The sequence below is a fragment of the Streptomyces sp. NPDC025638 genome (assembly GCF_055558775.1).
The window spans coordinates 289,683-314,279 of sequence record NZ_JBVHLX010000002.1; the positions used below are offsets into that span (position 1 = coordinate 289,683).

Here is a 24,597-nt window from a genome sequence, read left to right on the forward strand (position 1 = left end):
TCTCGACCGGGCGTCCGGTCAGCGCGCCGACACCGAACCGACGGTGTTCTTCAGTTCGAGCACGAGCTGCGGGCTGAGCGCGGCACCGGCGCGGTTGGCGAACACGGTCATCTCGTAGGCGATGTTGCCGAGCTTGGCCTCCTTGTCGGCGACCACGCCGAGCACGGCGCCGTTGCCGATCGCGGAGACGATGACATGGCCGCCCTCCAGATCGATGATGACCTTGTTCAGACCGCCCAGCCCATAGTTGCCGGAGGCCCCGGCGGCCAGGCTGGTGATGCCGGAGACGATCGCGGCCAGCCGCTCGGAGTGCGCGCGCTCACGCAGCTCGGACACCGCGATCAGCAGGCCGTCGGACGACACGGCGATGGCGTCGACGACGCCTGCGGTCTCGGTCGCGAAACGGTTCAGCAGCCAGTTGAAGTCGGCCGCGGCGGCCTGCAGGTCGGTCGGTGTGGTGCCGCCCGTCGGGGTGTCACCTGTCGACGTGCTCACTGCTCGGCTCCTTCCGGAAGGTGGTTCTGGTCCTGCGGGGGGTTCGTGGTCTGCGAGGCGCCCGCCGGACCGGCCTCGGTGCCGGGGCGGGCGAAGTTCCCGGTGTCGCTGTCGCGCTGGGCGCGCTCGACCGCCGCCTCGAACTCCTCCAGCGCGCTGCGCACGGCCTCCGCGTCCCGCTCCCGCGCCTCTTGCGGCAGCACCTGCGCGGCACCGGCGGTGGTGCGCAGGGTGGCCCCGCGGACCCGGCGGCGCAGGGGACGGGAGGTGTCCTGGGCGGGTGGCGTCCCGGTGCGTGCGGCGGGGACGAGCGGGGTCTTCCCGTCGGTCACCGGAGACTCGCGGCGGGGGACCCGGCGGGGGAGGGCGGTGGAGTGGTCCGGGTCAGCGTCCGGGGCTGCGGCACGGTCCTCGACGGTGGCGGAGGGCACGGGCCCGGAGACGGCCGGGGACGCGGGCTTCGCCTCCGAGGCCACGGGCACGGCTTTCGCGGCCACGGGCACGGCTTTCGCTTCCGCGGCCACGGGCTTCGCCTCCGACGCCACGGACGCACCCACGGCGGCCGGCTCACCGGCACCGCCCGACGCAGGGTTCGTCCCACCGTCGGCCGAGTCCATAGCCGAACTGCCGGAGGCATCCGCCGGCACCGGACTCGTCGTCAGCAGCAGTGCCGCGGGGAGCTTCACCTCGGCCGTCACACCGCCACCCGGGGTGCGGGTCAGCTCGATCCCGATGTCCCAGCGGCGGGCCAGGGCGCCGACCACGAAGAGGCCGAGGACCTTGGTGGGCACCACGTCCAGGCGCTCGCGGCGGATCAGCCGGGCGTTCTCCTCGGCCAGGCGCTCGGCGCTCATACCGAGTCCGTGGTCGGTGACCACGACGTACGCTGCCTCGTCGCCGGAGCGGACGGTGACCTCGACCGGGCTGCCCTCGGGTGAGAACGACACCGCGTTCTCCAGGAGTTCGGCCACCATGAGGGTCAGGTCGCCGATGATGTCCGGCTCGACCACGGCGTCCGTCCCGGCGTACAGCCGTACCCGCTGATAGCCCTCGATCTGCCCGAGTGCGGCCCGCACGACATTGGTCAGGGCCGTGGGCTCCGCGTCCAGCGCCGTCTCACGGATGCCGGCCAGCAGCATCAGGCTGTCGGCGTTGCGCCGCAGGCGTACGGCGATGTGGTCGATGGAGTAGAGACGTTCCAGCAGGGCGGGGTCGGTCTCGCCCCGCTCGACGGCGTCGATCAGGGCCAGTTGGCGGGTCGTCAGATTGCTGACGCGGCGGCCCACGTTGCCGAACATCTCGGCGACGTTGCGCCGGCTGAGCACCTGACGTTCCAGCAGCGCCCCGGCGGTCGTCTGCACATTGTTGAAGGCCTCGGCCAGATCACCGATCTCGTCGCGCGCGGTGACGGGCATGTCGCGCAGCCGGGGCGGCCCGTCGTCCTCGGCGTCGTCGTCGGCCACCCGGGCCAGTTCCCGGCCGGCCACGTCGGCGACCTCCCGCGCGGCACCCGTGAGGGACTGCACGGGGCGGATGACCGAGCGGCGGACCAGCACGGAGAAGGCGATCCACAGCGCGAAGCCGACCAGCGTGCCGCTCAGCAGCAGGAGGGCGCGCCACTGTGCCTCGTTGGAGGCCTCGTCGGCCCGTTCGGCGATGTCGTCGATCAGCGAGGTGGTGATCTTCAGCCGGGCGGCGGCCTGGTCCGGATAGGCGGGGTACTCGCTCAGCGCGTCCTGCACGGCCTTGCGGATCTCGTCCTGTGCCCCGGCCTCCAGCTGCGTGGGGTCGATCTGCAACTCGGCGAAGGACTCCGCGATGCGCTGCTGCGCGGCGGTGTGCTCGATCCCCGCCAGCTTGCGCGCCTGGTCCTGTGTGGCGAACCGGTTGAAGCGGTCGGCCTGGTGGGAGTAGAGGTCGTACGCGCCGACCGCGTTGGTGAACTCGATCAGGGCGTTGGTGTCCCCGGTCGTCGCCGAGAACACGCTGGTCTCGAAGGCGCCGTGGGCGGCGTCCGCGCGCAGCAGGGAGTCCAGCAGGTTGCCGGTGAAGGTGGACGCGAGCGAGGTGGTGCGGTCCAGTCCGAGGCCGTCGATCACGCCCTTGGCCGCGGAGGTGTAGGCCGGGTCGATGTTGTCGGCCGGCAGATAGCCCCGCTCGACGCTCTGCCGCAGGCTGGAGAGACCCTCGACCTCCCTGAGCGCCTGCGTCTCGGTCTCCGGCAGCCGGTCGCCGAAGGTGTCGCGCACCGTCTCGACCTGGTCGTCCACCGCCTGCTGGGCCGCGCGGTAGGCGGCCAGGGAAGGCTTGGAGTAGCCGGACTCGAAGCGCGCGGAGAGCAGGATGGCCTGCTGGTGCTCCGCCTCCACGCGGTCCACCAGCCGGGCCACCGTGGCGCTGTCGCGGACGACGCGCGCCGCCGACTCCGTGGTGTTCGACTTCTCGATCAGGTCGCTGACGAGGTAGGACAGCAGGACGGCGATCACGGCGAGCGGCACGCCGACGAGCAGATTGAGTTTGCGCCGGAAGGGCCAGCGGTCGGCGAAGCCTCGTGGTTCGGCCCGCCCCGGGCGGGCAGGCCGAGCGGGCGCGTCCACCTCGTTCGTGGACACCGGGCCTCCTTGGTCGGGGTGTCTCCACCCGAACTGATGCGTAACGGCACGGAAGCGGGCCCCGTGCACCGCTGTGACCGATATCAACTGCCGCGAGACTACAGCGTCCTTGAAGGTCCAACCGGCTCGCCTTTTATCAAGAATCCGTTACAAAGGAACCGCTCTCCATCCACAACTTGCCACGGATCGAATCCAATCGGTGACCAAGAGGCACTTGACTGACCGAGAACCGGCTGGATTGGATCAGTGAGTGCTGTTCCCGGCGCTGCGTCCAGCGCTGTTCCCCCCACCCCACCACCTCTGAGTCCGGAACGGGAATCGTGACTGCCACCACCCACACCAGCAGGTCCATCCGGAGACACCGAGGCGCGGCGGCCGTCGCGCTCGCCGCGGTTACGGCCCTGCTGGCGGGCTGTTCCTCCTCCGACGACAAGGCCGGCGACCCGCTCAAGGAAGACGGCGGCAAGGCGAGCGGCGACACCGTCGTCGTCGGCTCCAACAACTTCGCCGAGAGCATCCTTCTCGCCGACATCTACGGCGAGGCACTGAAGGCCAAGGGAATCAAGGTCAGTTACAAGCCGAACATCGGCAGCCGGGAGACGACCTACGGCCTGCTCAAGAACGGCTCCATCTCGGTCCTGCCCGAGTACAACGGAGCCCTGCTGGCCTACCTCGACCCGAAGGCCGCCCCGAAGACCATCGAGGCGACCACCTCGGCCATCGAGGCCAAGCTCGGCTCCAAGCTGACGCTGCTCCAGCCGGCGCCCGCGCAGGACAAGGACTCGGTCACGGTCAACGCGGCCACCGCGAAGAAGTACAACCTGACGGACAAGTCCTCCGTCTCCGACCTCAAGAGCGTCGCCAAGGACCTGGTCATCGGCGGCTCGCCGGAGTTCCAGACCCGCCAGCAGGGCCTGGTCGGCCTGAAGTCCGTGTACGGCCTGGAGTTCAAGTCCTTCAAGGCGCTCGACGCGGGCGGCCCGCTCACCCAGGCGGCGCTGAAGAAGAACACCGTGCAGGCCGCGGACATCTTCACCACGGACCCGACCATCGCCAAGGAGAAGTTCGTCGTCCTGCAGGACACGGAGAACCTGTTCGGGTTCGAGAACGTCCAGCCGCTGGTCTACAAGAGCGCGCTCTCCCAGAAGGGCGTCGACGCGCTCAACGCCGTGTCCGCCAAGCTCGACACGGCGACCCTGCTGGACCTGGACACCCAGGTGCAGTCGCAGAACAAGGACCCGCTGGACGTCGCCAAGGCCTGGCTGAAGTCCGCCGGCCTCGGCTGACGTTCCACGGGTGGGCACGACCCACGACGGCCCGACGCGGGTGCCCCCGGATGCCGGGGACACCCGCGTCGTGCTCGACGGCCGCGGACTCGACGTGCCCGGACTGGTCCGGCTCGCCGACGCGGCCGCCGAACCCGTCGTACCGCCCGAGGCCCTCGACCGGGTCCGCCGGGCCCGGGCCTCGCAGGGCCTGGAGGAGGCCGCCAGCTTCGCCGGCCAGGCCGCCCGCCGGACCCAGCACGCCACGGCCGCCTACGCCACGGTCCTGGCCTGCGAACTGGTCACCGCCGTACGGGCGTTGCGCCTGAGCCGAACGCCCCCGACGGTCCCCGCCTTCACCGTCGCGGCCGCCGCCCTCCCACCGGACACCGAGGACCGCCCACTCACGGGCGATGTGACCACGGCGATGGAGCTCCTGCCCGTACTCGCCGGATTGTGAGCCGGATTGTGAGGGTGAACGGATCGGGGGCCACGCCCGCCCGGCGACCTGGACTGATGCGGCCCGCACAAGCCGTGGAGAGCGTTCCGTCAGGTGGGCGACGACGGTGGTGCCGGTCGGCAGTGGCTTCGAGGATCCCTCCGCCGAGGTGCTCGCGGAGGCGGCCGCCGCCTTCGGACTGCTGGCCTCATCCGCCCGGCTGCACATCGTGTGGGCGCTGGCGCAGGGCGAGAGCGATGTCACCGGGCTCGCCGAGCGGGTCGGCGGCGCGCTGCCCGCGGTCAGCCAGCACCTGACCAGGCTCGAGCTGGCCGGACTGGTCCGCTCCCACCGCGAGGGCCGACGCCAGGTCTACTTCGTAGACGATCCGGACGTGGTGGACGTCGTACGACTCCTGGTAGGCCGCCTCACCGACCGGGACCCCGTCGTGCCTGTACGCCCTCGCGCTGACGGCGGCCAGGGTGCGCCGTGAACGGGCTCAGCCGTAGGTCAGGTTCGCGCAGGGGTTGTCGTCCGGCGAGCGCGATCCGTATCCGGCCGCCGGGGCGGCGGCGCTCCCTGCTCCTGCCGGCGATGGGCATCGACGCCCTCTCACGGTCTCAACCCCGGGTTGTGCAGTTGCGCAATGTAGCAACCAACGGTGAGTGGGAAACGTAAGAAAGAGGAGGGCGCGGTCATGCTCCGCAACGGACTGGAACCCTGGCACCTGCTGATCGTCGCGGTCGTGTTCATCGTGCTGTTCGGCTCCAGGAAGCTGCCCGACACCGCGCGGGCCCCGGGCAAGTCGATGCGCATCCTCAAGAGCGAGGCCAAGGCGATGAATGACGATAACCCGGTGCCGGTCACGGACACCGCGGAGCCGCCGGCCGCCGCGGGCTGACAGCGGCGGTTCCGCTAGCATCCGCACCGTGCCGGCCTCCGAACCCACCATCCTTGCCACCTCCGGCGGCCACCGCGCGGGCGGCCGGACCATGGTCGAGTTCGACGCGCTGGTCCATCACGCGGTGGACCTCTCGGGCGTCCACGGTCGGCCACCGCGCGTCATGTACGTCGGTACGGCGATAGGCGACGCCGAGCACTTCACCGCCCGTATGGCGGAGGCGGCGCGGGTGGCGGGGTTCGACCTGACTCCGCTGCACCTCTTCCCGATGCCCAACCTGGACGACGTCGAGGGCGCGGTCCTCGCGCAGGACGTCGTCTGGGTCATGGGCGGCTCGGTGGCCAATCTGCTGGCCGTGTGGCGGGTGCACGGCCTGGACCGGATCATGCGCCGGGCCTGGGAGTCGGGTGTCGTGCTCAGCGGGGTCAGCGCCGGTTCCCTGTGCTGGTTCCGGGGCGGCACCACCGACTCCTTCGGCCCCGAACTTCGCCCGCTCACCGACGCGCTCGGCTTCCTGCCGTACGGCAACGGCGTTCACTACGACACCGACACGGGCCGCCGTCCCCTGGTCCACCGGCTGGTCGCCGACGGCACCTTGCCCACCAGCCACTGCACGGACGACGGCGTCGGCCTGGTCTACCGGGGCACGGAACTCACCGAGGCGGTCACCGAGATCCCGGGCAAGGGCGCGTACGTCGTCCTGCGGGACGGCGACACAGCGGTGGAGGAACGCCTGGAACCCCGGCTGCTGCCGGGGGTGTGAGCCCGGCGCGGCGGGCTCACACCGGTTCGCCCGTGCCCTCCGCAAGGGCGGGGGCCGTCGCCCGGGCCGCCTCCTGCTTGCGTAGGCGGCGGCGTTGGCGCCGGCTCACCCGGGGCTTCTGGTCCGGCAGCCAGCCGAAGGTGAGGCAGCTGCCGATGACGCCGAGGAGGAGGCCGATGAAGAAGCCGCCGAGGTTCGAGGTGAGCCAGGTGCCCAGGGAGGCCATGACACCGATGAGGGAGTAGAAGATCCGCTGGGCGGGGCTGAACAAAGTCAGCAGGCCGCACAGCAGCATCACGGCCGGCAGCAGATAGCCCGCCAGGCCCTGCATGCCGACGTGCATGACGACCTTCATCGACGCCTTCATGGTGAGCAGGACCTCCGCCCCGCCCAGGGCGAGCAGCAGCCCGCCCCAGAACGGACGGCGGGCCCGCCAGCGCCGGAAGGCGGGCCGCATCCCCTGCGGTGACCGGTCGGTCATCAGCAGGCCGAGTCGCTGAAGCCGAGTTTCAGCCCCGGCAGCTTGAACACGCCGGCGGTGGTGGCGTAGTTGGTCTGCCGCAGGTTGCCGATGTGCACGGTGTCGGCCTGCTGGCTGAAGACGCCGATCGGGCCCTTCACCCCGGCCTTCGTCAGCGTGCTGGCGTCGTTGCCGATCTCGATGTTGTCGAACGCGGCGTCGCCCGACAGCTCGGTGGAGTCGGTGGTCAGGTCGGTCGCCGTCACCTTGTCCTTGCCGCCGCCCGCGGTGATCTTCAGATTGATGCCACCGAGGTCGACGCTCTGGCACAGCTTGGTGAGCGTGGCGTTCTTGATCGCGGAGGTGACCACCAGCACCTGACCGCCCGTGTCACCCGTGTTCGGGCTTCCCTCGGCCATGTTGTCGAGGTTGCCGAACTGCTCGAAGCCGGTGCCGTCGAGGTTGGTCGCCGTGACCGTGAACGGCATGCCGGAGATGGCGAACTGGACGCCCAGCGCGCCCTCCGCGGTGAGGACCGCGAGGCCCGCGGCGATCAGGGTGGCCGGCACGGCCAGCACGGCGGCACGGCGCAGCCGGACCCGGCCACGTCTGTCAGTACCTTCGGTGAGTTCCCCGGAACCGCTTTCCGGGTTCTCGGGGATGTTGTCGGCGGACGAGGCCATCTCTGCTCCCATGGGCAAAATCAACGCGGGTTGGGCTTCAGTGGCACGTTGTCCTGGCGCGGACAGCGGCTGCCGCGCACGCCTCCTCACAACTCCCGGCGATTGCAAGGGCTTTCTCGTTACGCGTCAGTAGCCGACGAGGAAGTTACCGGGGGTTACTTTTCACGGTCAAGAGAGTTGTGAAAAAAGAGTGTCGAATGTGGACCGGCTGTGGCTCCGACCTTGAACTCCCTTGATCGGCCTTGACGTTGACGGTCACTCAGGTCTACAACTCTCCCTGGTTTCCCTCGGATCCGTGGCGCCGGATCCGCCGCCGCGGCATAGCCCGCGTCCCGGCCCGAACCCCCCTCCCCCCTCCCCCCTTCACCGCTCCGCATCGGCGCGGCAACGGCCACGGTCGCTTCCCCCCTCGGTCCGTGCCCGGCCGCCCCCCACCCGGCCCGGCCGGAGACCTCTCCCCCCGAAGTCTCCGGCCGGTGTCCGGCCGGCTGCCGTTGCCGGTCCGTCACGTACGGAGAAGGCGTAACGGGTCGGCAACGGCTGGCGCCGCACGCGCCCGACTCACCCCCCACCTCACCTCACGCAGCCCCCACCCAAGGAAAGAGGCACCCCCCATGCGTACGCGATCCCTCCTCGCCCTGGCCGGAACCGTCGTCGCCCTCACGGCCGCGGCCACCGTCCCCGCCTCCGCGGACGGCGCCGTGCTCACCACGGGCAGCGCCGGCGGCACCGCCGTGGCGGTCGGCGACGTGCTCAGCGCGCCGCTGGCCAGTGGCACCAGCGCGACGCTCTACTCCAGCGCGACCGGCACCAGCGGAGTCACCTGCACGTCCTCGACGTTCACCGCCACGGTCACCGACAACCCCGCCGCCCCCGGCACGGCCACCGAGGCGGTCGACGCGCAGACCTTCGGCAGCAGCAGCTGCACCAGCAACGTCCTCGGTGTCACCGGCGTCACCAGCATCACGGTCGACAACCTGCCGTACACCACCTCGGTCGCCTCCGACGGCACCCTCACCGTCACCCCGGCGAGCGGCTCCACCATCCAGACCACGGTCAAGCTGAAGACCCTGCTGGGCAGCATCACCTGCGTCTACCAGGCCGCCAGCCTGACCGGCAAGGCGGACAACGCCGACAACAGCATCTCCTTCACCAACCAGCAGTTCACCAAGAGCTCCGGCTCCTCGCTCTGCTTCGCCAGCGGCTTCTTCACCGCGAAGTACGCCCCCGTCACCGACGCGGGCGCGGCCGTCTACGTGAACTGACGCTCCGAGGACCGGCGTTCAGCGCCGGCGCAGTCGCAGTACGAGGGCGGCGCCCCCGGTGAGCACCAGCACCGCGGCGGCGCCGCCCGCCATCAGCGGTGCGGACGGGCCCGAGCCGGTCGCGGTGTCGGAGGCGACCGGCGTGCTGTCGGTGGGGGTGCCCGCGGCCGACTGCGGGGCGTCCGCCGCGGGGGCCGACGGGGTGTCGGCACTCTTCGAGGACGTCGAAGGGCTCGGCTTCGCACTCCTCGACGGACTCGCGCTCTCCCGCTTCTTCGCCGGAGCGCCCGCCCCGCCCGAGGTGTCGGCCGACTTCGAGAACACCACGTCGGAGCACGAGTAGTAGGTGTCCGGCGTACTGCTGTTCTGCCAGATGGTGTACAGCACCTGACGCCCCGTCCGGTCCGACGGCAGCTTCGCGGTGATGTGGTACGCCCCGTTCGTCAGGTCCGGGTCGGTGACCTGGGCGAAGGGCTGCGCGGGCAGGTCGGACCACTTCAGCGGCCCGGCCGGATCGTAGCCGGGCTTGGTCAGATACAGCTTGAACGTTCCCGTGTGCGCGATCGTCGAGGCGTACGTCATCGTCAGCCGCCCGCCCGGCGTCAGCCGCGTCGACGGCCAGTCCGCGCGGGCCAGGTCGAGGCCCTTGTAGGCGGACAGTCCTCCGCTGCACAGCTTGCCGTCCGGAATCAGCTGCCGGTCCCGGCCGTCGACTCCCGCCACCCGCAGGTTGTCCCACGCCACGAAGGACGTGCCGTTCGCGGCGATCGCCGCCCGGCAGGCCGCGGTCGAGGAGCTGCCGCCGCTGGGGGAGCAGGCGTACACCCGGCTGACCGGATCCGTCGGCGCACCGTGCGCCAGGGCGGGCCCCGCCGCCCACAGGGAGAGCAGGGCCGAGGCCGCGACGGCGGCCCCCGTGACCCTGAGGTGTGAGGTCATCCGAGTCATCCGGGACGTCTCCTCGGCCGGCGCTGGAACGGTCTGCTCCGTGCAGTACGGAGATGACACCCGTCCCGTTCACCTCACGGCCGTACATCACGGCCGATCCTCGCGAAGGCGACCAGGCGTCAACGACCGACCGGTCCGTCTGTTTTGAGGTTCCGTCAAGGGCCCATTGAGAACGGGCCGCCCGCCTCGTATCGTGGCGATCACCGGTGCGGCGGCCCGTCGGCCACCAAAGCCTCCGGAAATACGGGAGATGTCGAGGGAGGGACGTACTTTGACTTCGTCCGTTTGTTGGAGCTCGATGGTGACGACGGCCGTCCGCACATCAGTTACACGTGTCGACCACCCGTCCCGCACACCCGACTCCCGTTCTCTCAGGGTGAGCTATCGTATGCGAGGGGTAAAAAACAAACGGCACGTCCCGTTCGTTTCTGACCGCAAGGAGTGTCCAGTCGATGGCGAGGCAGTTACGCGCCGAGCAGACCCGATCAACGATCATCACAGCCGCAGCCGACCTGTTCGACCGTCATGGCTATGAATCCACCAGCCTGAGTGACATCGTCGAACACGCCCAGGTCACCAAGGGGGCGCTGTACTTCCACTTCGCCGCCAAGGAGGACCTGGCGCACGCCATCATGGAGCTCCAGTCCAGGGCGTCGCGGCAGGTGCTGAGGGAAGTGGAGAGCCGGGGCTGCTCCTCGCTGGAGTCCCTGATGCGCACCACGTTCGGGATCGCCCGGCTCGCCGTCGAGGGGCCCATCCCCCGGGCGGGGCTCCGCCTCGCCACCGCGGAGGTCACCGTACGGCCGCCGCTGCGGCATCCCTTCGCCGAGTGGCTGGAGCTGGCCACCCGCAAACTCCTCGGGGCCGTCAGGGAGTCCGATGTGCACCCGGACATAGACATCGATGCCGTCGCTCACTCACTCGTGTACTTCTTCGTCGGCACCCGGGTCGCCGGCCGCTCCCTCGAACCGGTCGCCCGACTGCCGCGCAGAGTCGCCGAGATGTGGCACCTCATGATCCGCAGCCTGGTCCCGGTGCCCCGCCGCGCCCGCTATCTGACGCTCGCCTCACAGCTGGAGCGGGAGATCAGAACCGTCTGACGCGCGCGGTACGGTGACGCGCATGCCCGACACCTCCGCCGCACCCGTGATCCTCGGCAACGAACCCGGTTCGTTCCCCCACAGCGTGCTGGCCGAACGGCACCCCGCCATCATCCGGCAGGTACGGGACGCCTTTCCGTACGGCCCCGAGCAGCACCGCGCGCTCGACGCGCTGCACAAGAGCTGCACCGAGGGCGTGATCGAGCCGCTCTCCGCCGACGCGCCCGACCGGGACCGATGGCGGGAGTGGGGCATGGACGCGTACACCGGCCGGTCCTGGTTCGACGTCCCCTGGCTGTGGTCCGAGAGCCACTTCTACCGCAGGCTCCTCGACGCGGTCGGTTTCTTCGGCCCCGGCGCCTGGCGGGGCATCGACCCCTTCCGCCCCTTCAAACTGGCCGAACTCGACGCCAAGGAGACGGACGAGGAACTGGCCGCGCTCGACGCCCTGGAGGACGGCCCGGCCGACGAGCGGGCACGGGCCCTGCTGCACGGCTCGCTCTGGGGCAACCGCGCCGACCTCGGCTTCCGGCTGTCCGACGCCGGTGCCGAGGCCAAGGAGGCCGTGCCCGCCCTGGTCGCCGACGACAGCGAGACCCTGTGGTCCCTGCTCCCGCCCTTGGGCACGGGCACCCTGTGCCTGGTCGCGGACAACGCGGGCCGCGAACTCGTCCCGGACCTGCTGCTGATCGCCCGCCTGCTCGCCGAGGGGCGCGTCGGCCGGGCCGTGCTGCACGTCAAGCCGTACCCGTACTACGTCTCCGACGCCACGACCGCCGACGTGGTCGACGGCCTGCGCCGGCTCACCTCGGCGCAGGGCGCGGCGGCCGCGTACGGGCGGCGCCTGTGGGCGGCCATGGCCGACGGCCGCCTGGCCGTACGCGCCCACCCCTTCTCGTGCGCCCCGCTGCCGTACACGGACATGCCCGGTGACCTCCGCGCGGAGTTCGCCGCGGCCGCGCTGACGCTCTTCAAGGGCGACCTCAACTACCGGCGCCTGGTGGGCGACCGGCTGTGGCCCCCGACCACGCCCTTCCGGGACGTCACCGCCTACTTCCCCGGCCCGGTCGCCACCCTGCGCACGCTCAAGTCCGATGTGATCACCGGCCTGGACACCCGCACCGAGGCCGCCCTGGTCGCCGCCGAGGGGCAGCGCTGGCGCACCGGTGGCACGCACGCACTGGTCCAGGTCAATCCACGTACAGCGGGAGCGACTTGAGCCCGTTGATGAAGTTGGACACCAGGCGCTCCGCGGGCCCGGCCAGGCGCGGCGCGGGAAGCACCCGCAGCGCCTCCTCGTACAGCAGCCGCAGCTGAAGCCGCGCGAAGTGGGCGCCCAGACACACATGAGGACCGTCCCCGAAGGACACGTGCGGATTGGGCGTACGGGCCAGATCGAGACGGTCCGGGCCGATGAAGACCCGCTCGTCGCGGTTGGCCGAGGCGTGGAAGACGACCACCTTGTCACCGGCCCGGATCTTCCGCCCGGCCAGCTCGGTGTCCTGTGCCGCGGTACGGCGGAAGGTCAGCACGGGCGGGTGCCAGCGCAGCAACTCATCGACAGCGGTGCCGAGCCGGACCTCTTCCTCACGGAGCATCCGGTACGCCTCCGGATGCTCCGCAAGCGCCAGCAGCCCGCCCGGAGCGGCGCTGCGCACCGTGTCGTTGCCCGCGACGGTGAGCAGGAAGAAGAACATCTCCAGTTCCGCGCCGGTGAGTTCGGCGTCGTGTGCGAGCGTGGTCATCACGTCGTCGGCGGGGTAGCGCCGCTTGTACGCCGCCAACTGCCGGGCGTAGTCGAACATGTCCCGCAGCATCGCGGGCGACCGCGGATTGACCGGCTTGCCCTCACCGTCCAGCACCGGCGGACCGGCCTCGTCCGGGTCCTGATAGCCGATCACCCGCTGTGTCCAGCGCAGCAGTAGCCTCCGGTCGCTCTCCGGGACACCCAGCAGGTCGGCGAGGTTGAGCAGCGCGTACTCGTCGGTGACGGCCGTGACCAGGTCGACCGTGCCGTCCGACGCACGGGCCGCCTCCAGGGCGCCGGCGAGCAGCGCGCGTGCCCGCTCCTGCGCGACGTCCGCGAACCGGTCGACCCGCCCGGGTGTGAACGCCCGGCTCACCAGCCGCCTCAGCCGCCCGTGCTGCGGCGGGTCCTGATTGAGCATCATGCTCCGGATGAACGGCAGGTCCTCCGGGTCCGGATCCCGGATCTGGGTCGCCCCGATGTACGACGAATACGTCGCCGCGTCCTTCAGCACCCGCACCACGTCCGCGTGCCGGGTCACCGCCCAGAACCCGGGCCCGGCAGGCCAGCCCAGCACCTCGGGCTCGTCCTGCCGGGCCACGGGGTGGTGGTCGCGCAGGACACGGTAGTCGTCGTACGGCACACCGGACGCGTAGCGGCGCGGATCGAAGACGTCCGGAACGGGTGGAGCCTGGCGCACGCTCACGCCGTCCCGCCCGTGCCGGGCCCGTCCTCGCGCAGGAAGTCCTCGACCACCCGGATCAGCTCCAGGGGGGTCTCGTCCATGGCATAGTGCCCGGCGCTGGGCAGTCGGCGCAGCTCCGCGTGCGGGTAGCAGGACATCCAGGTCTCCTGGACCAGCCCGGGTGACAGGGCCGGGTCGAGCTCCCCGGCCACGGCGAGCGCGGGTACGTCCGAGCCCTCGACGTCGGCGCGGAAGTCGTCGCCCGCCCATGAGTCGAGCCAGGCGCGGAACGCCTTGGCGTCGCTCCGCTCCAGCGAGGTGTCGACCATCCGGTCCAGCCAGGCCGCGGGGCGGTGGCCGCCGGTGGTGAAGTCGATGATCGCGCGCCGGTTCTCCGGCCGGTGCGCCGCGTCCGCGAACAGCTCCCACTGCTCGCCGGGCAGCGGCAGCCCCGAGGCGGGCACGGGGGAGACGCCGACGATCCGGCGCAGCCGGTGCGGGGCCACGGCCAGCAGCCGCTGGGCCACCGCGCCGCCCATCGAGTGCCCCACCACCGAGAACCGCTCCCAGCCGAGGCGGTCGGCCAGCTCCACCAGGTCCAGCGCCGCCTCGGCAGTGGTGTACGCGCCCACGGCGTCCTTGGCCCGCCCGTAACCGCGCAGATCGACCAGCGCGTAGGTGAACGTCTCTCGGTCCAGGTCCGGCAGGACGGCCGCGTAGGCGGACCGGTCGGCGAACCAGCCGTGCACGGCGAACACCTTGTGGGCGCCGTCGCCGTGCACCTCATGGGGCAGCACGAAGGAGGTCATGCGACCACCGTGACCCGTGGACGGGGGCTCGGCAAGAGCGCGGACGGGGCTTGCGTACGGGGCGAGTTGGCGGGTTTCCGCCCGGTTCACGCGATGGTGTGATCATGTGTCGCCCGGCGGATGGTTGCCGGGGGCCACGGGTAGGGCCCGGCCATGACGCAGCCGTTCGAACTCCCGCACTTCTACATGCCGTACCTCGCGCGGCTGAACCCGCATGTCGACGAGGCGCGTGTCCACTCGACGGCGTGGGCGCGCGAGATGGGCATGCTGGAGGGCTCCGGGGTCTGGGAGCAGGCGGACCTGGAGGCGCACGACTACGGGCTCCTGTGCGCCTACACCCACCCCGACTGCGACGGACCCGCCCTCTCGCTGATCACCGACTGGTACGTGTGGGTGTTCTTCTTCGACGACCACTTCCTGGAGAGGTACAAGCGCACCCAGGACCGCGCGGCCGGCAAGGCCCACCTCGACCGGCTGCCGCTGTTCATGCCGCTGGACCTGGCGACTGCCGTACCGGAGCCGGAGAACCCCGTCGAGGCGGGCCTCGCCGACCTGTGGGCGCGTACCGTGCCGTCGATGTCCGCCGACTGGCGCGGGCGGTTCGCGGTGGCCACCGAGCACCTGCTCAACGAGTCGATGTGGGAGCTGTCCAACATCAACGAGGGGCGGATCGCCAATCCCGTCGAGTACATCGAGATGCGCCGCAAGGTGGGCGGCGCCCCCTGGTCGGCGGGGCTCGTCGAGTACGCGAGCGCCGAGGTGCCCGCCCGCGTCGCCGGATCCAGGCCGCTCAGGGTGCTGATGGAGACCTTCTCCGACGCCGTGCACCTGCGCAACGACCTGTTCTCCTACCAGCGGGAGGTGGAGGACGAGGGGGAGCACAGCAATGGCGTGCTGGTCCTGGAGACCTTCTTCGGCTGCACCACCCAGGAGGCCGCCGACACCGTCAACGACATCCTCACCTCGCGCCTGCACCAGTTCGAGCACACCGCGCTGACCGAAGTGCCCGCGCTCGCCCTGGAGAAGGGGCTCACCCCCGACCAGGTCGCGGCGGTCGCGGCCTACACGAAGGGACTCCAGGACTGGCAGTCGGGCGGCCACGAATGGCACCTGCGCTCCAGCCGGTACATGAACGAGGGTGCCGTCTCCGTATCCTCGTGGCACGGCCTGACCGGCCAGGGCACCTCCGCCGCCGACATCGGCGCCCTGCTCGCCTCGGCGGCGGCGATGGGGGTACCTCCCACGTCCTTCAGGCAGTGGGGGCGCTTGCGCGCCTACTCCCATGTGCCCTTCCAGAAGGTCGGCCCGTCCCTGCTGCCCGACTTCTCCATGCCTTTCCCGCTGGAACTCTCCCCGCACCTGGACGGCGCCCGCGAGCGCCTGACCGGCTGGACGCACCGGATGGGCATGCTCCGGGAGGGGGTCTGGGACGAGGACAAGCTCACGGCGTACGACCTCGCGCTCTGCTCGGCCGGCCTCGACCCGGACGCGACCCCCGAGGCGCTCGACCTCAGCGCGCACTGGCTCGCCTGGGGCACCTACGGCGACGACTACTACCCCCTCGTCTTCGGGCACCGCCGTGACCTGGCCGCCGCCCGGCTGACCACACAACGGCTGTCCGCGTGCATGCCCCTCGACGACGAGGCGGTCCCCGTCCCGGTCAACGGCATGGAACGCGGACTCATCGACCTGTGGGCCCGTACGACGGCCCGGATGCCGCCCGGCGAACGCACCGCCCTGAAGCAGTCGGTCGACGCGATGACCGAGAGCTGGGTGTGGGAACTCTCCAACCAGCTGCAGAACCGCATCCCCGACCCGGTCGACTATCTGGAGATGAGGCGCGCCACCTTCGGCTCCGACCTCACCCTGAGCCTGTGCCGCATGGGCAGGGGCCCCGCCATCCCACCGGAGGTCTACCGCAGCGGGCCGGTGCGCTCGCTGGAGAACGCCGTCATGGACTACGGGTGCCTCCTCAACGACGTCTTCTCCTACCAGAAGGAGATCGAGTACGAGGGCGAGATCCACAACGGCATCCTCGTCGTCCAGAACTTCTTCGGCGTCGACTACCCGACCGCGCTCGGCGTCGTGCACGACCTGATGACCCAGCGCATGCGCCAGTTCGAGCACGTCGTGGCGAACGAACTGCCGGTCGTGTACGACGACTTCGACCTCCCCGAGGAGGCACGCGAGGCCATCCGGGGCTATGTCCTCGACCTGCAGAACTGGCTGGCCGGAGTCCTGCACTGGCACCAGCGGGTCGACCGCTACCGGGCCTCCTACCTCGCCCGCCGCACCCACGGCTTCCGCCCGGACACGCGCCCCGTGCCCGTGCTGCCGGTCAGCTGAGCTCGCGTATCCGCGCCGACGTCCGGGCGGCGAGCTCTCGTACGGCCCGGCCGGCGGCCTGCGACAGCTCGCCGTGTATCGCCTCCCCGGCGGCCAGCACCGCGCGGGCCCGCTCGGCGCGGCCCGCGTCGGCCAGCGCACCGGCGAGCGTGTAGTGCTCCTCGGCGATGAACGAGCCGAGGTTCACGCCCCGCCAGTGCTTCAGCAAGTCGTCGGCGGGGCCGGCCAGGACATCGCGCAGGGTGGCCAGGGCGACCGCCGCCCGGTCCAGCTCGCCGCTCTCGCGCTCCAGGCGTGCCTGGGTCAGCCGGGCGGACACACGGTCCGAGGCGGTCTCCTGCAGTGCCGCGTACAACCGCTGGGCGCGCAGGGCCTGCGGCACATCGCCCAGGCACTCAAACTCATGGGCGAGGGAGTACAGGGGTGAGGTGTCGAGCTTCGTAGCTGACCCGGGCCGCCGCAACGCGCTCTGGTCCATGGCGATCTCGTCCAGCCTGCGGATCAGGGCGACCCGGGCGAGCTCGGTCAGGCCCTGGTCCGCGGCCAGGCCGGTCCAGGTCGTCAGCGGCTCGTCGGCCGGATCCGTACCGAACAGGGAGTCGTCCGACGCGCGGGCCCACTGGCGCAGTTCCTCCCCGTCGGCGTCCGGCTCCGGTATGCCGCCCATGCCGCACCAGGTGTCGAAGTCCCTGTCGCGCACCTCGTGCAGCAGCGGCAGGTCCGCGCTGTCCCCGTGCAGCCCCACCAGGACGGCGGCGAGCCGCAGTTCGTCGGTCATCGACGACTCCGCCTCCCGTCGCCGCAGAGTGCGCAGGAAGGGGAGGTCGCCGTCCGAGCGGTCGAACTGTGCGGCCCGCAGGGCGAGTCGGCGCCGTACGGGATCGTCGGCGACGGTGGCGCGCAGCCCGGCGTCCCCGGCGCGCAGCCCGGCGAGGTCGGCGCGCCCCTGTGCCAGCACCGGCTCCCACAGGGGCGGGCGTGCGGGCCGGCCGAGCGGCTCGTACGAGCCTCCCTCCTCCGCGTTGAGCAGCACGAAGTCCGGCTCGGTGCGCGACAGGGCCGTGTGCAGCATCCCGATCAGCTCGACCGGGGACCGCGCGGGCAGGCCGAGCGCGGCGCGCAGTTCGGCGCGCTCCTCGTCGATGCCGTAGTGCTCGCGGATCTCCTCTTTCGTCTCGGCGACGCGGGCCAGGATCGTCTCCTCGCCGTCCGCCGGCGACAGGCCCAGGTAGTCGTGCCAGCCCGGCAGACCGATCAGCACTTCCAGCGCCTCGTCGACGGACGAGCCGATGATCCCGGCCGAGCCCTCGGAGTCGGCGTACAGCACGGAGCCGTCCGCGCACACGAAGTACGTACCACCGGTGTCGTCCCCCGCCACCACCTCCAGCGGGCCGCCCGAGGCGAGGCGGACCGCCTCGACGTGGCCGTGGGCTGCGCGGGCCAGGTCGAAGTCGAAGGGGAACGCCGCCAGTTCGGCCAGGCGGTCGTGCTGCCGGAGCAGCCGCAGGGCGAGATCGGTCATGTCACAGAACGTAACAGCCCCCACTGACAACGCGACTCCGCTGCCGCTGGGCCCGGCCGCCTCACCCCTCGCGTGCGGCGTGTTCCACGGCGGCTCGCGCCAGCGCCCGTACCACCGGGTGCGGGCGCGGGCCCTCGTCGGACAGCTCCGGCTGGAAGAGCGTGGCGAGGAAGAAGGGATGGCCGGGCAACTCGGCGACGCGCACCTGGCCGTCCTCGTCGTGGCCGGAGAAGCGCAGGCCGTGCGCGCGCAGCGTGTCGAGGTGACGGGAGGGGCCGTACGCGCAGAAGTACCGCTCCACCGTCTTCGCCGAGCCGATCACCGACTCGGCCAGCGAGCCCGGTTCGATCGTCACCGACGCCTCGTGACCCACCAGGGAGCAGGCGAGCGGTTCGATCAGCGGGTCCTCGGCGCCGGGTTCGTTCTCGGCGTGCGCGGCGCGGGTCAGGCCGCACACGTTGCGGGCGTACTCGAGGAGCGCGTGCTGGAACCCGCCACAGGTGCCCAGGAAGGGGATGCCCTCCTCGCGGGCGGTGCGGATGGCCCTGAGCACGCCCGCCTCACTGCGGTAGGGGCTGCCCGGCAGCACCCACACGGCGTCGAAACCGCGCACCGCGTCCGCGGCCACGGCCTCCTCGGACGGGACCCAGTACGCGTCCAGGACGAGCCGGTCGTGCTCGGCCAGCGCGTCGAGCAGGCGTGGAATCCGGGTGTGCGAGACGACGTTGGGGGAGCGGTCCCCGACCAGGGCGATCGTGGCGGTGCGCGCGGCGTTGTCCGTCATGGCCCTCATCCTGGGCGCCGGTCCGGGTTCACGTCCAACGATGATCCGTGCACGGTCGATAAGCATCACTGATGCAGTGGGATGCTGTCCGGCATGGACCCGCACCTGCTGCGTACGTACGTCACCGTCGCGCGCCTCGCCTCCTTCTCGCAGGCCGCCCGCGCGTTGGGCTACACCCAGTCCGCGGTGTCCCAGCACATCGCCGCGCTCGAACAGGACCTGGGCACCGCGCTGCTCACCCGCCGCCCCGTCGCGCCCACCGCGGCCGGTGAACGCCTCCTGGACCATGCGCACCCGCTGCTGCTGCGCCTGGACGCGGCCCGCGCGGACGTCCTGCGGCTGGCCGCCGCGCCCGCCCACGGACTGACCCTCGCCGCGACGGCGACCGCCCTCGGACCCCGCGTCCTCGCCGCGCTCCCCGTCGCGGGGCTGACCCTGCGTGTCCTCGCCCGGGACGAGATCCCGGCCGCCGTCGCCACCGGCGCCGCCGATCTGGGCCTGGTCGACGGACTCGCCGCGCCCAGCGACCCGCTGCGGCTGCCCGACGTCGCGCCGCTGACCGCGCACGGCGTCGCAGAGGAGCCCGTCAGCGTCCTGCTGCCCGCCACGCACCCGCTCGCCGCCCGCCACGGCACCGCGGGGCTGCGCCTCGGCGACCTCGCCGACGCCCGCTGGCTCGACGCTCCCGACGCGGGACTGCCCCTCTCCCAGCTGCGCGCGGCCACCGGTGGCGGTGCCTTCCGTACGGCCCTGCGCTATGAGGGAACCGACGTCCACGCCCTCACCGCCCTCGCCGCCGCGGGCCGCGGCCTGACCGTGCTGCCCGACTCGGCGGCCGGCGGGGTACGCGGGGCGGTCGCCGTTCCGCTCGCCGCGCCACGGATCGTGCACCGCACGGAACTGCTGTACGGCGGGACACCGGGCGGAGCCGCGGCGGACCTCGTGCGGCGGCTGACCGAGGGGAGCTGACCGACGGGAGCTGACCGAGAGGGCCGACCCCGGCGAACACGGCTCGTTCCGTACCGTGCCGCTCATGACTTCCCGGTGCTGACCCCGGGTCAGTCTCACTCGTTCGTGGCTCGTCGCGCCCGCGCACGCCGGGTAGAGCACCAGCCGGAGGCGATCCATGGAAGAGACTGCACTGCGTCCCAAGCCGATGCCCGGTCAGGAGCGGCGGGACGGCGGCACCCCCGGCACCCCCGGCACCGCACAGCGCCCGCACGCCGCACGCCGGCGCGGAAGGCGGCTCAGGACCCTGCTGCTCAGCCTGTTCGTCGGGACGGTCCTGGTGCTGTCCGGAGTCGGGCTCGGCACGGTCGGCGCGACGGTGATCGGCATGAGCCGGCTCGCCCAGCTGCGCCATCAGGCGCCGCCGCCGGCCGCGACCGCAACCCGCTCGGCCGCGCCGTCACCGGCCGGCGCGAGCCTCGGCGTGGAGGCCGTGGACGCCGAGAAGTCGGGGGCGCTGGTCGTCGGTGTCCACGAGCCCGGCCCCGCCCACATCGCGGGCCTGGTCGTCGGCGACGTACTCCTGCGCTTCGGCAGGACACGCGTCGACACGGCCGCCGACCTCGCGCGGGCCGTCTCCGGCGCCCGCCCCGGAGCCGAGGTCACGCTCACGGTGCGGCACCGCAGCGGCGGCTACCAGCGGCTGACGGCCGTCCCCGGCGTCGTCACATGACCTCCCGCAAGCACCCGCGGCCGACGACACCGTGGCCGCGGGACCCCGTAACCGGCTCGCGCTGCCCTCCGTGTCCGGGCAGGATGCTGCCCGTAATCCTTTGCCCCGCCCCCAGACGTCCCCGGAGGCCTGGATGACCGGTAGCACGCCCGCGCCCTTCACGGTCGACGACTACAGGGCCCGCATGGAGCGCGCCGCGCGCTCGGCCGAAGAGGCCGGGCTGGCGGGCCTGCTCGTGGCGCCGGGACCGGACATGGTGTGGCTCACCGGCTACACGCCCACCGCGGTCACCGAACGGCTCACCGTGCTCGTCCTCGCCGCCGGACGCGATCCCGTGCTGGTCGTACCGACCCTGGAGGCCCCGGACGCCGAGAAGGCGTCCGGCGCGCCCGCCCTGACCCTGCGCGGCTGGACCGACGGCACGGACCCCTACGGCGTCACCGCCGCCCTCCTCGACGCGGGCGGCCGCTTCGGGATCAGCGACAACGCCTGGGCGATGCATCTGCTCGGCCTGCAGAAGATCCTGCCCGGCACCTCCTACGCCGCCCTCACCGACGCGCTGCCGATGCTGCGCGCGGTGAAGGACGCGGCGGAACTGGAACTGCTCGCGGCCGCCGGAGCCGCCGCCGACGCCGCGTTCGAAGAGATCCGGAAGGTGCCCTTCGCCGGCCGCCGCGAGTCCGACGTCGGCCGCGACCTCGCCGACCTGCTGCGGCGCTTCGGGCACTCACAGGTCGACTTCACCATCGTCGGCTCCGGCCCCAACGGGGCCAACCCGCACCACGAGGTCGGCGACCGCGTCATCCGCCACGGCGACATGGTCGTCCTCGACTTCGGCGGCCTCAAGGACGGCTACGGCTCCGACACCAGCCGCACCGTGCACGTGGGCGAGCCCACGGACGAGGAGCGGAAGGTCCACGACATCGTCCGCGCGGCCCAGGAGGCGGGCTTTGGGGCGGTGCGCCCGGGCGACGCCTGCCAGGAGGTCGACCGGGCCGCCCGGGCGGTGATCGCCGACGCCGGGTACGGCGAGTACTTCATCCACCGCACCGGCCACGGCATCGGCGTCACCACCCACGAGCCGCCGTACATGATCGAGGGCGAGACACAGCCCCTCGTGCCCGGCATGTGCTTCTCCGTGGAGCCCGGCATCTATCTGCCCGGCCGCTTCGGAGTGCGCATCGAGGACATCGTCACGGTGACCGCGGACGGCGGCCGTCGCCTCAACAACACGACTCGTGACATGGTCATAGTGGACTGACCGGGCCGCCCCGGACACCAGGAGACATACGCACCCTCGACGACACCACCCCGAACGGCAACGGCGCGACATGACCCAGGCACCGACACCCACCGCGGACACCGTCCGCAGACTGGTTCGTATGCTGCTCAAGGAGAGCGCGGACAGTACTTCGGGGCCGGACGTGCGGCCCGTCGCGGAGGGCGGCGAGCACTCCACATGGTGGGTCGGCACCCGCCATGTGCTGCGCCTGGCGCCCGACCGCGACGCCGCCGCCCGGCAGCGCCGTGAACTGCGCCTGCGCGATCTCGTCCGGCCGCACCTCCCCGTCACCGTCCCGGCCAGCGTGGCGCACGGCGAGTGGGCCCCGGGGCTGACCTACACGCTCGACACCAAGGTGCCCGGCGGCACGGGGGAGGAGCACGACGTCTCCGCCGTGGGCGAGGCCGACCTGTCCGGCCTGCTCACGGGACTGCGCCAGGTACCCGTACGGCAGGCGGAGACGCTCGGCGTGCCACGCGTCGCACCGCGCTCGCTGGAGGCGCTGCGCCGGATGGCCGTGCGGGCCGCGGAACGTCTCGGCGCCGCCGACGAGTTCGATTCCGCCCTGATCCTGCAGCTCACCCCGGCCGGCGCCGCCCAGCTGGCCGCACAGCCCGGCACGGCGGTCCTGGTGCATCACAACCTCAGGGGCGAGCACCTCGTGGTGAGCGCCGACGGCCGGGTGCGCGGCATCCTCGACTGGACCGGCGTGGTCGTCGGCGACCCCGCCGAGGACATCGCCGGGCTCGTCCTCGCCGTCGGCTCCGGCGCGGCCGTACGCGCCGCCACCCTCGCCGGCTACGGCGCCCGCCCCTGCCTGCGCGGCCTGTGGCTGGCCCGCTGCGACACCGTCGTCCGGCTCATGAACCGCCTGGACGGCCATGACACCGGCCCCCTCCCGCTGCTGCGCACCCAGCTGCGGCGCGCCTGGGAGGCGATCCTGCTGGAGCGGGCGACCGAGTTCCGGGACGAGGAGAGCGAGACGGGCGAGGAACTGTAGTCCCGCCGGGTCAGTCCTGCGCCAGCACCACGCACGACTCCCCGGGCACCAGCAGCAGCCCGTCGACGCCCGGCGCCTCCACCGGGTCCCAGGCGGCGAGCACCCGTGCCTTTCCGGCGCCCAGGGGGATCGCGGCCGGCTCCTTGCCCAGGTTCACGGCCACCCGGACGTCCCCGCGCCGGAAGCCCAGCCAGCGGGCCTGTTCGTCGTACGCCACCTTGGTGTCGGCGAGGTCGGGGTCGGTGAGGTCCGGCTCCTCCCGGCGCAGGGCGACGAGCCGGCGGTACCAGGCCAGCACGCGCGCGTGGGGCTCGCGTTCCGGCTCCGACCAGTCCAGGCAGGAGCGCTCGCGGGTCGCCGGGTCCTGCGGGTCGGGCACGTCCTCCTCGGCCCAGCCGTGCGCCGCGAACTCCCGCCGCCTGCCCTGCCGTACGGCCTGGGCCAGCTCCGGGTCCGTGTGGTCGGTGAAGAACTGCCACGGGGTGGCCGCGGCCCACTCCTCGCCCATGAACAGCATCGGCGTGAACGGCGCGGTCAGCGTCAGCGCGGCGGCACAGGCCAGCAGACCGGGGGACAGGGACTGCGAAAGGCGGTCGCCCTGGGCGCGGTTGCCGATCTGGTCATGGGTCTGGGCGTAGCCGAGGAGCCGGTGCCCGGCCACCGTTGCGCGGTCCAGCGGGCGGCCGTGGTGGCGGCCCCGGAAGCCGGAGTAGGTGCCGTCGTGGAAGAAACCGCCGGCAAGGGTCTTGGCGAGCGCGGCGAACGGGGCGCGGGCGAAGTCGGCGTAGTAGCCCTGGGACTCGCCGGTCAGCGCGGTGTGCAGGGCGTGGTGGAAGTCGTCGTTCCACTGCGCGTGCAGGCCGAGGCCGTGCTCCGCGCGCGGGGTGATCAGCCGTGGGTCGTTGAGGTCGGACTCGGCGATCAGGAACAGCGGTCTGCCCAGCTCGGCGGAGAGACCGTCCACGGCGGCCGACAGCTCCTCCAGGAAGTGGCACGCGCGCGTGTCCCGCAGCGCGTGCACGGCGTCCAGCCGTAGCCCGTCGATCCGGTAGTCGCGCAGCCAGGCCAGCGCGCTGCCCACGAGGTACGCGCGCACCTCGTCCGAACCGGGCGCGTCCAGGTTGACCGCGGCTCCCCAGGGGGTGTGATGCGTCTCGGTGAAGTACGGCCCGAACGCGGGCAGATGGTTGCCGGACGGTCCCAGGTGGTTGTGCACGACGTCCAGGACCACGCCCAGACCGAGTTCGTGCGCCCGGTCGACGAACCGCTTCAGCGCCTCCGGGCCGCCGTACGGTTCGTGCACCGCCCACAGCGAGACTCCCTCGTACCCCCATCCGTGCTGCCCCGGGAAGGGGCACAGCGGCATCAACTCCACGTGCGTGACGCCCAGTTCCACCAGATGCCCGAGCCGCTCGGCGGCCGCGTCAAGGGTGCCCTCGCGGGTGTACGTCCCCACGTGCAGCTCATAGAGGACCGCCCCCGGCAGCGGGCGCCCCGCCCACTCGGCACGCCACGCGTACCGCTCCTGGTCCACGACCGCGCTCGGACCGTCCGGGCCGTCCGGCTGGCGGCGCGAGCGCGGGTCGGGCAGCACGGGACCGTCGTCCAGCGCGAACCCGTACCGCGTCCCGTCATGCGCCTGCGACTCCCCGGACCACCACCCCGCCCGCTCGGGATCGCGCTCCAACGCGCGCGTGGCGCCCTCGCAATGGAGCGTCACACGGTTTGCCTGCGGTGCCCACACCTCGAACTGCACGGACGGTTCCCCTTCGTCTGTTCACCGTGATGTAGCCCGTCCATCGTGCCGTGA

At 72.0% G+C, this 24,597-nt stretch carries 23 protein-coding genes; 13 read left to right on the forward strand and 10 right to left on the reverse strand.

Annotated features, from left to right (window positions below):
• Positions 1 to 18: 18 nt before the first annotated feature.
• Positions 19 to 495 carry a roadblock/LC7 domain-containing protein gene (locus ACZ4EG_RS05435; protein WP_316752833.1) on the reverse strand — a complete coding sequence of 159 codons (477 nt, stop codon included), beginning with the start codon at positions 493 to 495 and terminating at the stop codon, positions 19 to 21.
• Positions 492 to 3,107, reverse strand: coding sequence for a sensor histidine kinase (locus tag ACZ4EG_RS05440; RefSeq protein WP_467789629.1), 2,616 nt, complete (start codon positions 3,105 to 3,107; stop codon positions 492 to 494). Before ACZ4EG_RS05440 ends, ACZ4EG_RS05435 begins: the two co-directional genes overlap by 4 nt.
• A gap of 320 nt (positions 3,108 to 3,427) precedes the next feature.
• On the opposite strand from ACZ4EG_RS05440, the gene ACZ4EG_RS05445 reads away from it, so the two are divergent.
• The 5 genes from ACZ4EG_RS05445 to ACZ4EG_RS05465 all read left to right on the forward strand — a co-directional run bounded on the left by ACZ4EG_RS05445 (position 3,428) and on the right by ACZ4EG_RS05465 (position 6,475).
• Positions 3,428 to 4,393, forward strand: coding sequence for an ABC transporter substrate-binding protein (locus tag ACZ4EG_RS05445; protein WP_453556873.1), 966 nt, complete (start codon positions 3,428 to 3,430; stop codon positions 4,391 to 4,393).
• Positions 4,394 to 4,403: 10 nt separating this feature from the next.
• On the forward strand, positions 4,404 to 4,832 hold the full coding sequence (locus tag ACZ4EG_RS05450) for a hypothetical protein (RefSeq protein WP_467789630.1): 429 nt from the start codon (positions 4,404 to 4,406) through the stop codon (positions 4,830 to 4,832).
• A gap of 109 nt (positions 4,833 to 4,941) precedes the next feature.
• On the forward strand, positions 4,942 to 5,304 hold the full coding sequence (locus ACZ4EG_RS05455) for an ArsR/SmtB family transcription factor (RefSeq protein ID WP_467789631.1): 363 nt from the start codon (positions 4,942 to 4,944) through the stop codon (positions 5,302 to 5,304).
• A 204-nt stretch (positions 5,305 to 5,508) separates the two neighbouring features.
• On the forward strand, positions 5,509 to 5,712 hold the full coding sequence (tatA, locus tag ACZ4EG_RS05460; RefSeq protein ID WP_467789632.1) for a Sec-independent protein translocase subunit TatA: 204 nt from the start codon (positions 5,509 to 5,511) through the stop codon (positions 5,710 to 5,712).
• 28 nt (positions 5,713 to 5,740) lie between these two features.
• A complete protein-coding gene (locus ACZ4EG_RS05465) occupies positions 5,741 to 6,475 on the forward strand; it encodes a Type 1 glutamine amidotransferase-like domain-containing protein (RefSeq protein ID WP_467789633.1) in 735 nt (244 codons plus the stop codon).
• A 16-nt stretch (positions 6,476 to 6,491) separates the two neighbouring features.
• Here ACZ4EG_RS05465 and ACZ4EG_RS05470 read toward each other — a convergent pair whose 3' ends face one another.
• Both ACZ4EG_RS05470 and ACZ4EG_RS05475 read right to left on the reverse strand, forming a co-directional pair.
• On the reverse strand, positions 6,492 to 6,956 hold the full coding sequence (locus ACZ4EG_RS05470; protein WP_467789634.1) for a DUF6114 domain-containing protein: 465 nt from the start codon (positions 6,954 to 6,956) through the stop codon (positions 6,492 to 6,494).
• Positions 6,956 to 7,618, reverse strand: coding sequence for a DUF6230 family protein (locus ACZ4EG_RS05475; protein ID WP_467789973.1), 663 nt, complete (start codon positions 7,616 to 7,618; stop codon positions 6,956 to 6,958). Before ACZ4EG_RS05475 ends, ACZ4EG_RS05470 begins: the two co-directional genes overlap by 1 nt.
• A 614-nt stretch (positions 7,619 to 8,232) precedes the next feature.
• On the opposite strand from ACZ4EG_RS05475, the gene ACZ4EG_RS05480 reads away from it, so the two are divergent.
• Complete coding sequence (locus ACZ4EG_RS05480; protein WP_453556883.1) at positions 8,233 to 8,883, forward strand: Tat pathway signal sequence domain protein; 651 nt, start codon at positions 8,233 to 8,235, stop codon at positions 8,881 to 8,883.
• An 18-nt stretch (positions 8,884 to 8,901) separates the two neighbouring features.
• On the opposite strand, the gene ACZ4EG_RS05485 is transcribed toward ACZ4EG_RS05480, so the two are convergent.
• Positions 8,902 to 9,831 (reverse strand): lytic polysaccharide monooxygenase, encoded by a 930-nt coding sequence (locus tag ACZ4EG_RS05485; RefSeq protein WP_467789635.1) that lies wholly within the window; start codon positions 9,829 to 9,831, stop codon positions 8,902 to 8,904.
• Between the two features lie 452 nt (positions 9,832 to 10,283).
• Between ACZ4EG_RS05485 and ACZ4EG_RS05490 the strand changes: the two genes are divergently transcribed.
• Both ACZ4EG_RS05490 and ACZ4EG_RS05495 read left to right on the forward strand, forming a co-directional pair.
• On the forward strand, positions 10,284 to 10,931 hold the full coding sequence (locus tag ACZ4EG_RS05490) for a ScbR family autoregulator-binding transcription factor (protein WP_467789636.1): 648 nt from the start codon (positions 10,284 to 10,286) through the stop codon (positions 10,929 to 10,931).
• A gap of 22 nt (positions 10,932 to 10,953) precedes the next feature.
• Positions 10,954 to 12,150 (forward strand): damage-control phosphatase ARMT1 family protein, encoded by a 1,197-nt coding sequence (locus ACZ4EG_RS05495; RefSeq protein ID WP_467789637.1) that lies wholly within the window; start codon positions 10,954 to 10,956, stop codon positions 12,148 to 12,150.
• Here ACZ4EG_RS05495 and ACZ4EG_RS05500 read toward each other — a convergent pair.
• Positions 12,122 to 13,384, reverse strand: a complete 1,263-nt coding sequence (locus ACZ4EG_RS05500) for a cytochrome P450 (protein ID WP_467789638.1) — start codon at positions 13,382 to 13,384, stop codon at positions 12,122 to 12,124. The two genes, ACZ4EG_RS05495 and ACZ4EG_RS05500, sit on opposite strands and share 29 nt — an antisense overlap.
• Entirely contained in the window at positions 13,381 to 14,172 is a 792-nt protein-coding gene (locus tag ACZ4EG_RS05505) for an alpha/beta fold hydrolase (protein WP_467789639.1), read from the reverse strand. The genes ACZ4EG_RS05500 and ACZ4EG_RS05505 overlap by 4 nt, the downstream gene beginning before the upstream one ends.
• A 153-nt stretch (positions 14,173 to 14,325) precedes the next feature.
• On the opposite strand from ACZ4EG_RS05505, the gene cyc2 reads away from it, so the two are divergent.
• The gene (cyc2, locus tag ACZ4EG_RS05510) at positions 14,326 to 16,518 is read left to right on the forward strand and encodes a germacradienol/geosmin synthase Cyc2 (protein WP_467789640.1); all 2,193 of its coding nucleotides are present in this window, start codon (positions 14,326 to 14,328) and stop codon (positions 16,516 to 16,518) included.
• Here the strand turns inward: cyc2 and ACZ4EG_RS05515 are convergent.
• A complete protein-coding gene (locus ACZ4EG_RS05515) occupies positions 16,511 to 18,040 on the reverse strand; it encodes a hypothetical protein (RefSeq protein ID WP_467789641.1) in 1,530 nt (509 codons plus the stop codon). The two genes, cyc2 and ACZ4EG_RS05515, sit on opposite strands and share 8 nt — an antisense overlap.
• A 61-nt stretch (positions 18,041 to 18,101) precedes the next feature.
• Positions 18,102 to 18,824 (reverse strand): CTP synthase C-terminal region-related (seleno)protein, encoded by a 723-nt coding sequence (locus ACZ4EG_RS05520; RefSeq protein ID WP_467789642.1) that lies wholly within the window; start codon positions 18,822 to 18,824, stop codon positions 18,102 to 18,104.
• Positions 18,825 to 18,917: 93 nt separating this feature from the next.
• Here ACZ4EG_RS05520 and ACZ4EG_RS05525 point away from each other — a divergent pair, with 93 nt between their 5' ends.
• The 4 genes from ACZ4EG_RS05525 to ACZ4EG_RS05540 all read left to right on the forward strand — a co-directional run bounded on the left by ACZ4EG_RS05525 (position 18,918) and on the right by ACZ4EG_RS05540 (position 22,787).
• On the forward strand, positions 18,918 to 19,793 hold the full coding sequence (locus tag ACZ4EG_RS05525) for a LysR family transcriptional regulator (protein ID WP_467789643.1): 876 nt from the start codon (positions 18,918 to 18,920) through the stop codon (positions 19,791 to 19,793).
• A 157-nt stretch (positions 19,794 to 19,950) separates the two neighbouring features.
• Positions 19,951 to 20,505, forward strand: coding sequence for a PDZ domain-containing protein (locus ACZ4EG_RS05530; RefSeq protein ID WP_453556903.1), 555 nt, complete (start codon positions 19,951 to 19,953; stop codon positions 20,503 to 20,505).
• 133 nt (positions 20,506 to 20,638) lie between these two features.
• A complete protein-coding gene (locus tag ACZ4EG_RS05535; protein ID WP_467789644.1) occupies positions 20,639 to 21,766 on the forward strand; it encodes an aminopeptidase P family protein in 1,128 nt (375 codons plus the stop codon).
• A gap of 70 nt (positions 21,767 to 21,836) precedes the next feature.
• Complete coding sequence (locus ACZ4EG_RS05540; RefSeq protein WP_467789645.1) at positions 21,837 to 22,787, forward strand: aminoglycoside phosphotransferase family protein; 951 nt, start codon at positions 21,837 to 21,839, stop codon at positions 22,785 to 22,787.
• A gap of 10 nt (positions 22,788 to 22,797) precedes the next feature.
• Here ACZ4EG_RS05540 and treZ read toward each other — a convergent pair whose 3' ends face one another.
• Positions 22,798 to 24,543 (reverse strand): malto-oligosyltrehalose trehalohydrolase, encoded by a 1,746-nt coding sequence (treZ, locus tag ACZ4EG_RS05545; protein ID WP_467789646.1) that lies wholly within the window; start codon positions 24,541 to 24,543, stop codon positions 22,798 to 22,800.
• Between the last annotated feature and the right edge of the window lie 54 nt (positions 24,544 to 24,597).

Excerpts from the sequence above, each read along its gene's own strand:
- tatA (WP_467789632.1), top strand. The coding sequence starts at position 5,509 with ATGCTCCGCAACGGACTGGAACCCTGGCACCTGCTGATCGTCGCGGTC.
- ACZ4EG_RS05470 (WP_467789634.1), bottom strand. The coding sequence starts at position 6,956 with ATGACCGACCGGTCACCGCAGGGGATGCGGCCCGCCTTCCGGCGCTGG.
- ACZ4EG_RS05475 (WP_467789973.1), bottom strand. The coding sequence starts at position 7,618 with ATGGCCTCGTCCGCCGACAACATCCCCGAGAACCCGGAAAGCGGTTCC.
- ACZ4EG_RS05480 (WP_453556883.1), top strand. The coding sequence starts at position 8,233 with ATGCGTACGCGATCCCTCCTCGCCCTGGCCGGAACCGTCGTCGCCCTC.
- ACZ4EG_RS05485 (WP_467789635.1), bottom strand. The coding sequence starts at position 9,831 with ATGACTCGGATGACCTCACACCTCAGGGTCACGGGGGCCGCCGTCGCG.
- ACZ4EG_RS05490 (WP_467789636.1), top strand. The coding sequence starts at position 10,284 with ATGGCGAGGCAGTTACGCGCCGAGCAGACCCGATCAACGATCATCACA.
- ACZ4EG_RS05495 (WP_467789637.1), top strand. The coding sequence starts at position 10,954 with ATGCCCGACACCTCCGCCGCACCCGTGATCCTCGGCAACGAACCCGGT.
- ACZ4EG_RS05505 (WP_467789639.1), bottom strand. The coding sequence starts at position 14,172 with ATGACCTCCTTCGTGCTGCCCCATGAGGTGCACGGCGACGGCGCCCAC.
- cyc2 (WP_467789640.1), top strand. The coding sequence starts at position 14,326 with ATGACGCAGCCGTTCGAACTCCCGCACTTCTACATGCCGTACCTCGCG.
- ACZ4EG_RS05515 (WP_467789641.1), bottom strand. The coding sequence starts at position 18,040 with ATGACCGATCTCGCCCTGCGGCTGCTCCGGCAGCACGACCGCCTGGCC.
- ACZ4EG_RS05520 (WP_467789642.1), bottom strand. The coding sequence starts at position 18,824 with ATGACGGACAACGCCGCGCGCACCGCCACGATCGCCCTGGTCGGGGAC.
- ACZ4EG_RS05525 (WP_467789643.1), top strand. The coding sequence starts at position 18,918 with ATGGACCCGCACCTGCTGCGTACGTACGTCACCGTCGCGCGCCTCGCC.
- ACZ4EG_RS05530 (WP_453556903.1), top strand. The coding sequence starts at position 19,951 with ATGGAAGAGACTGCACTGCGTCCCAAGCCGATGCCCGGTCAGGAGCGG.
- ACZ4EG_RS05535 (WP_467789644.1), top strand. The coding sequence starts at position 20,639 with ATGACCGGTAGCACGCCCGCGCCCTTCACGGTCGACGACTACAGGGCC.
- ACZ4EG_RS05540 (WP_467789645.1), top strand. The coding sequence starts at position 21,837 with ATGACCCAGGCACCGACACCCACCGCGGACACCGTCCGCAGACTGGTT.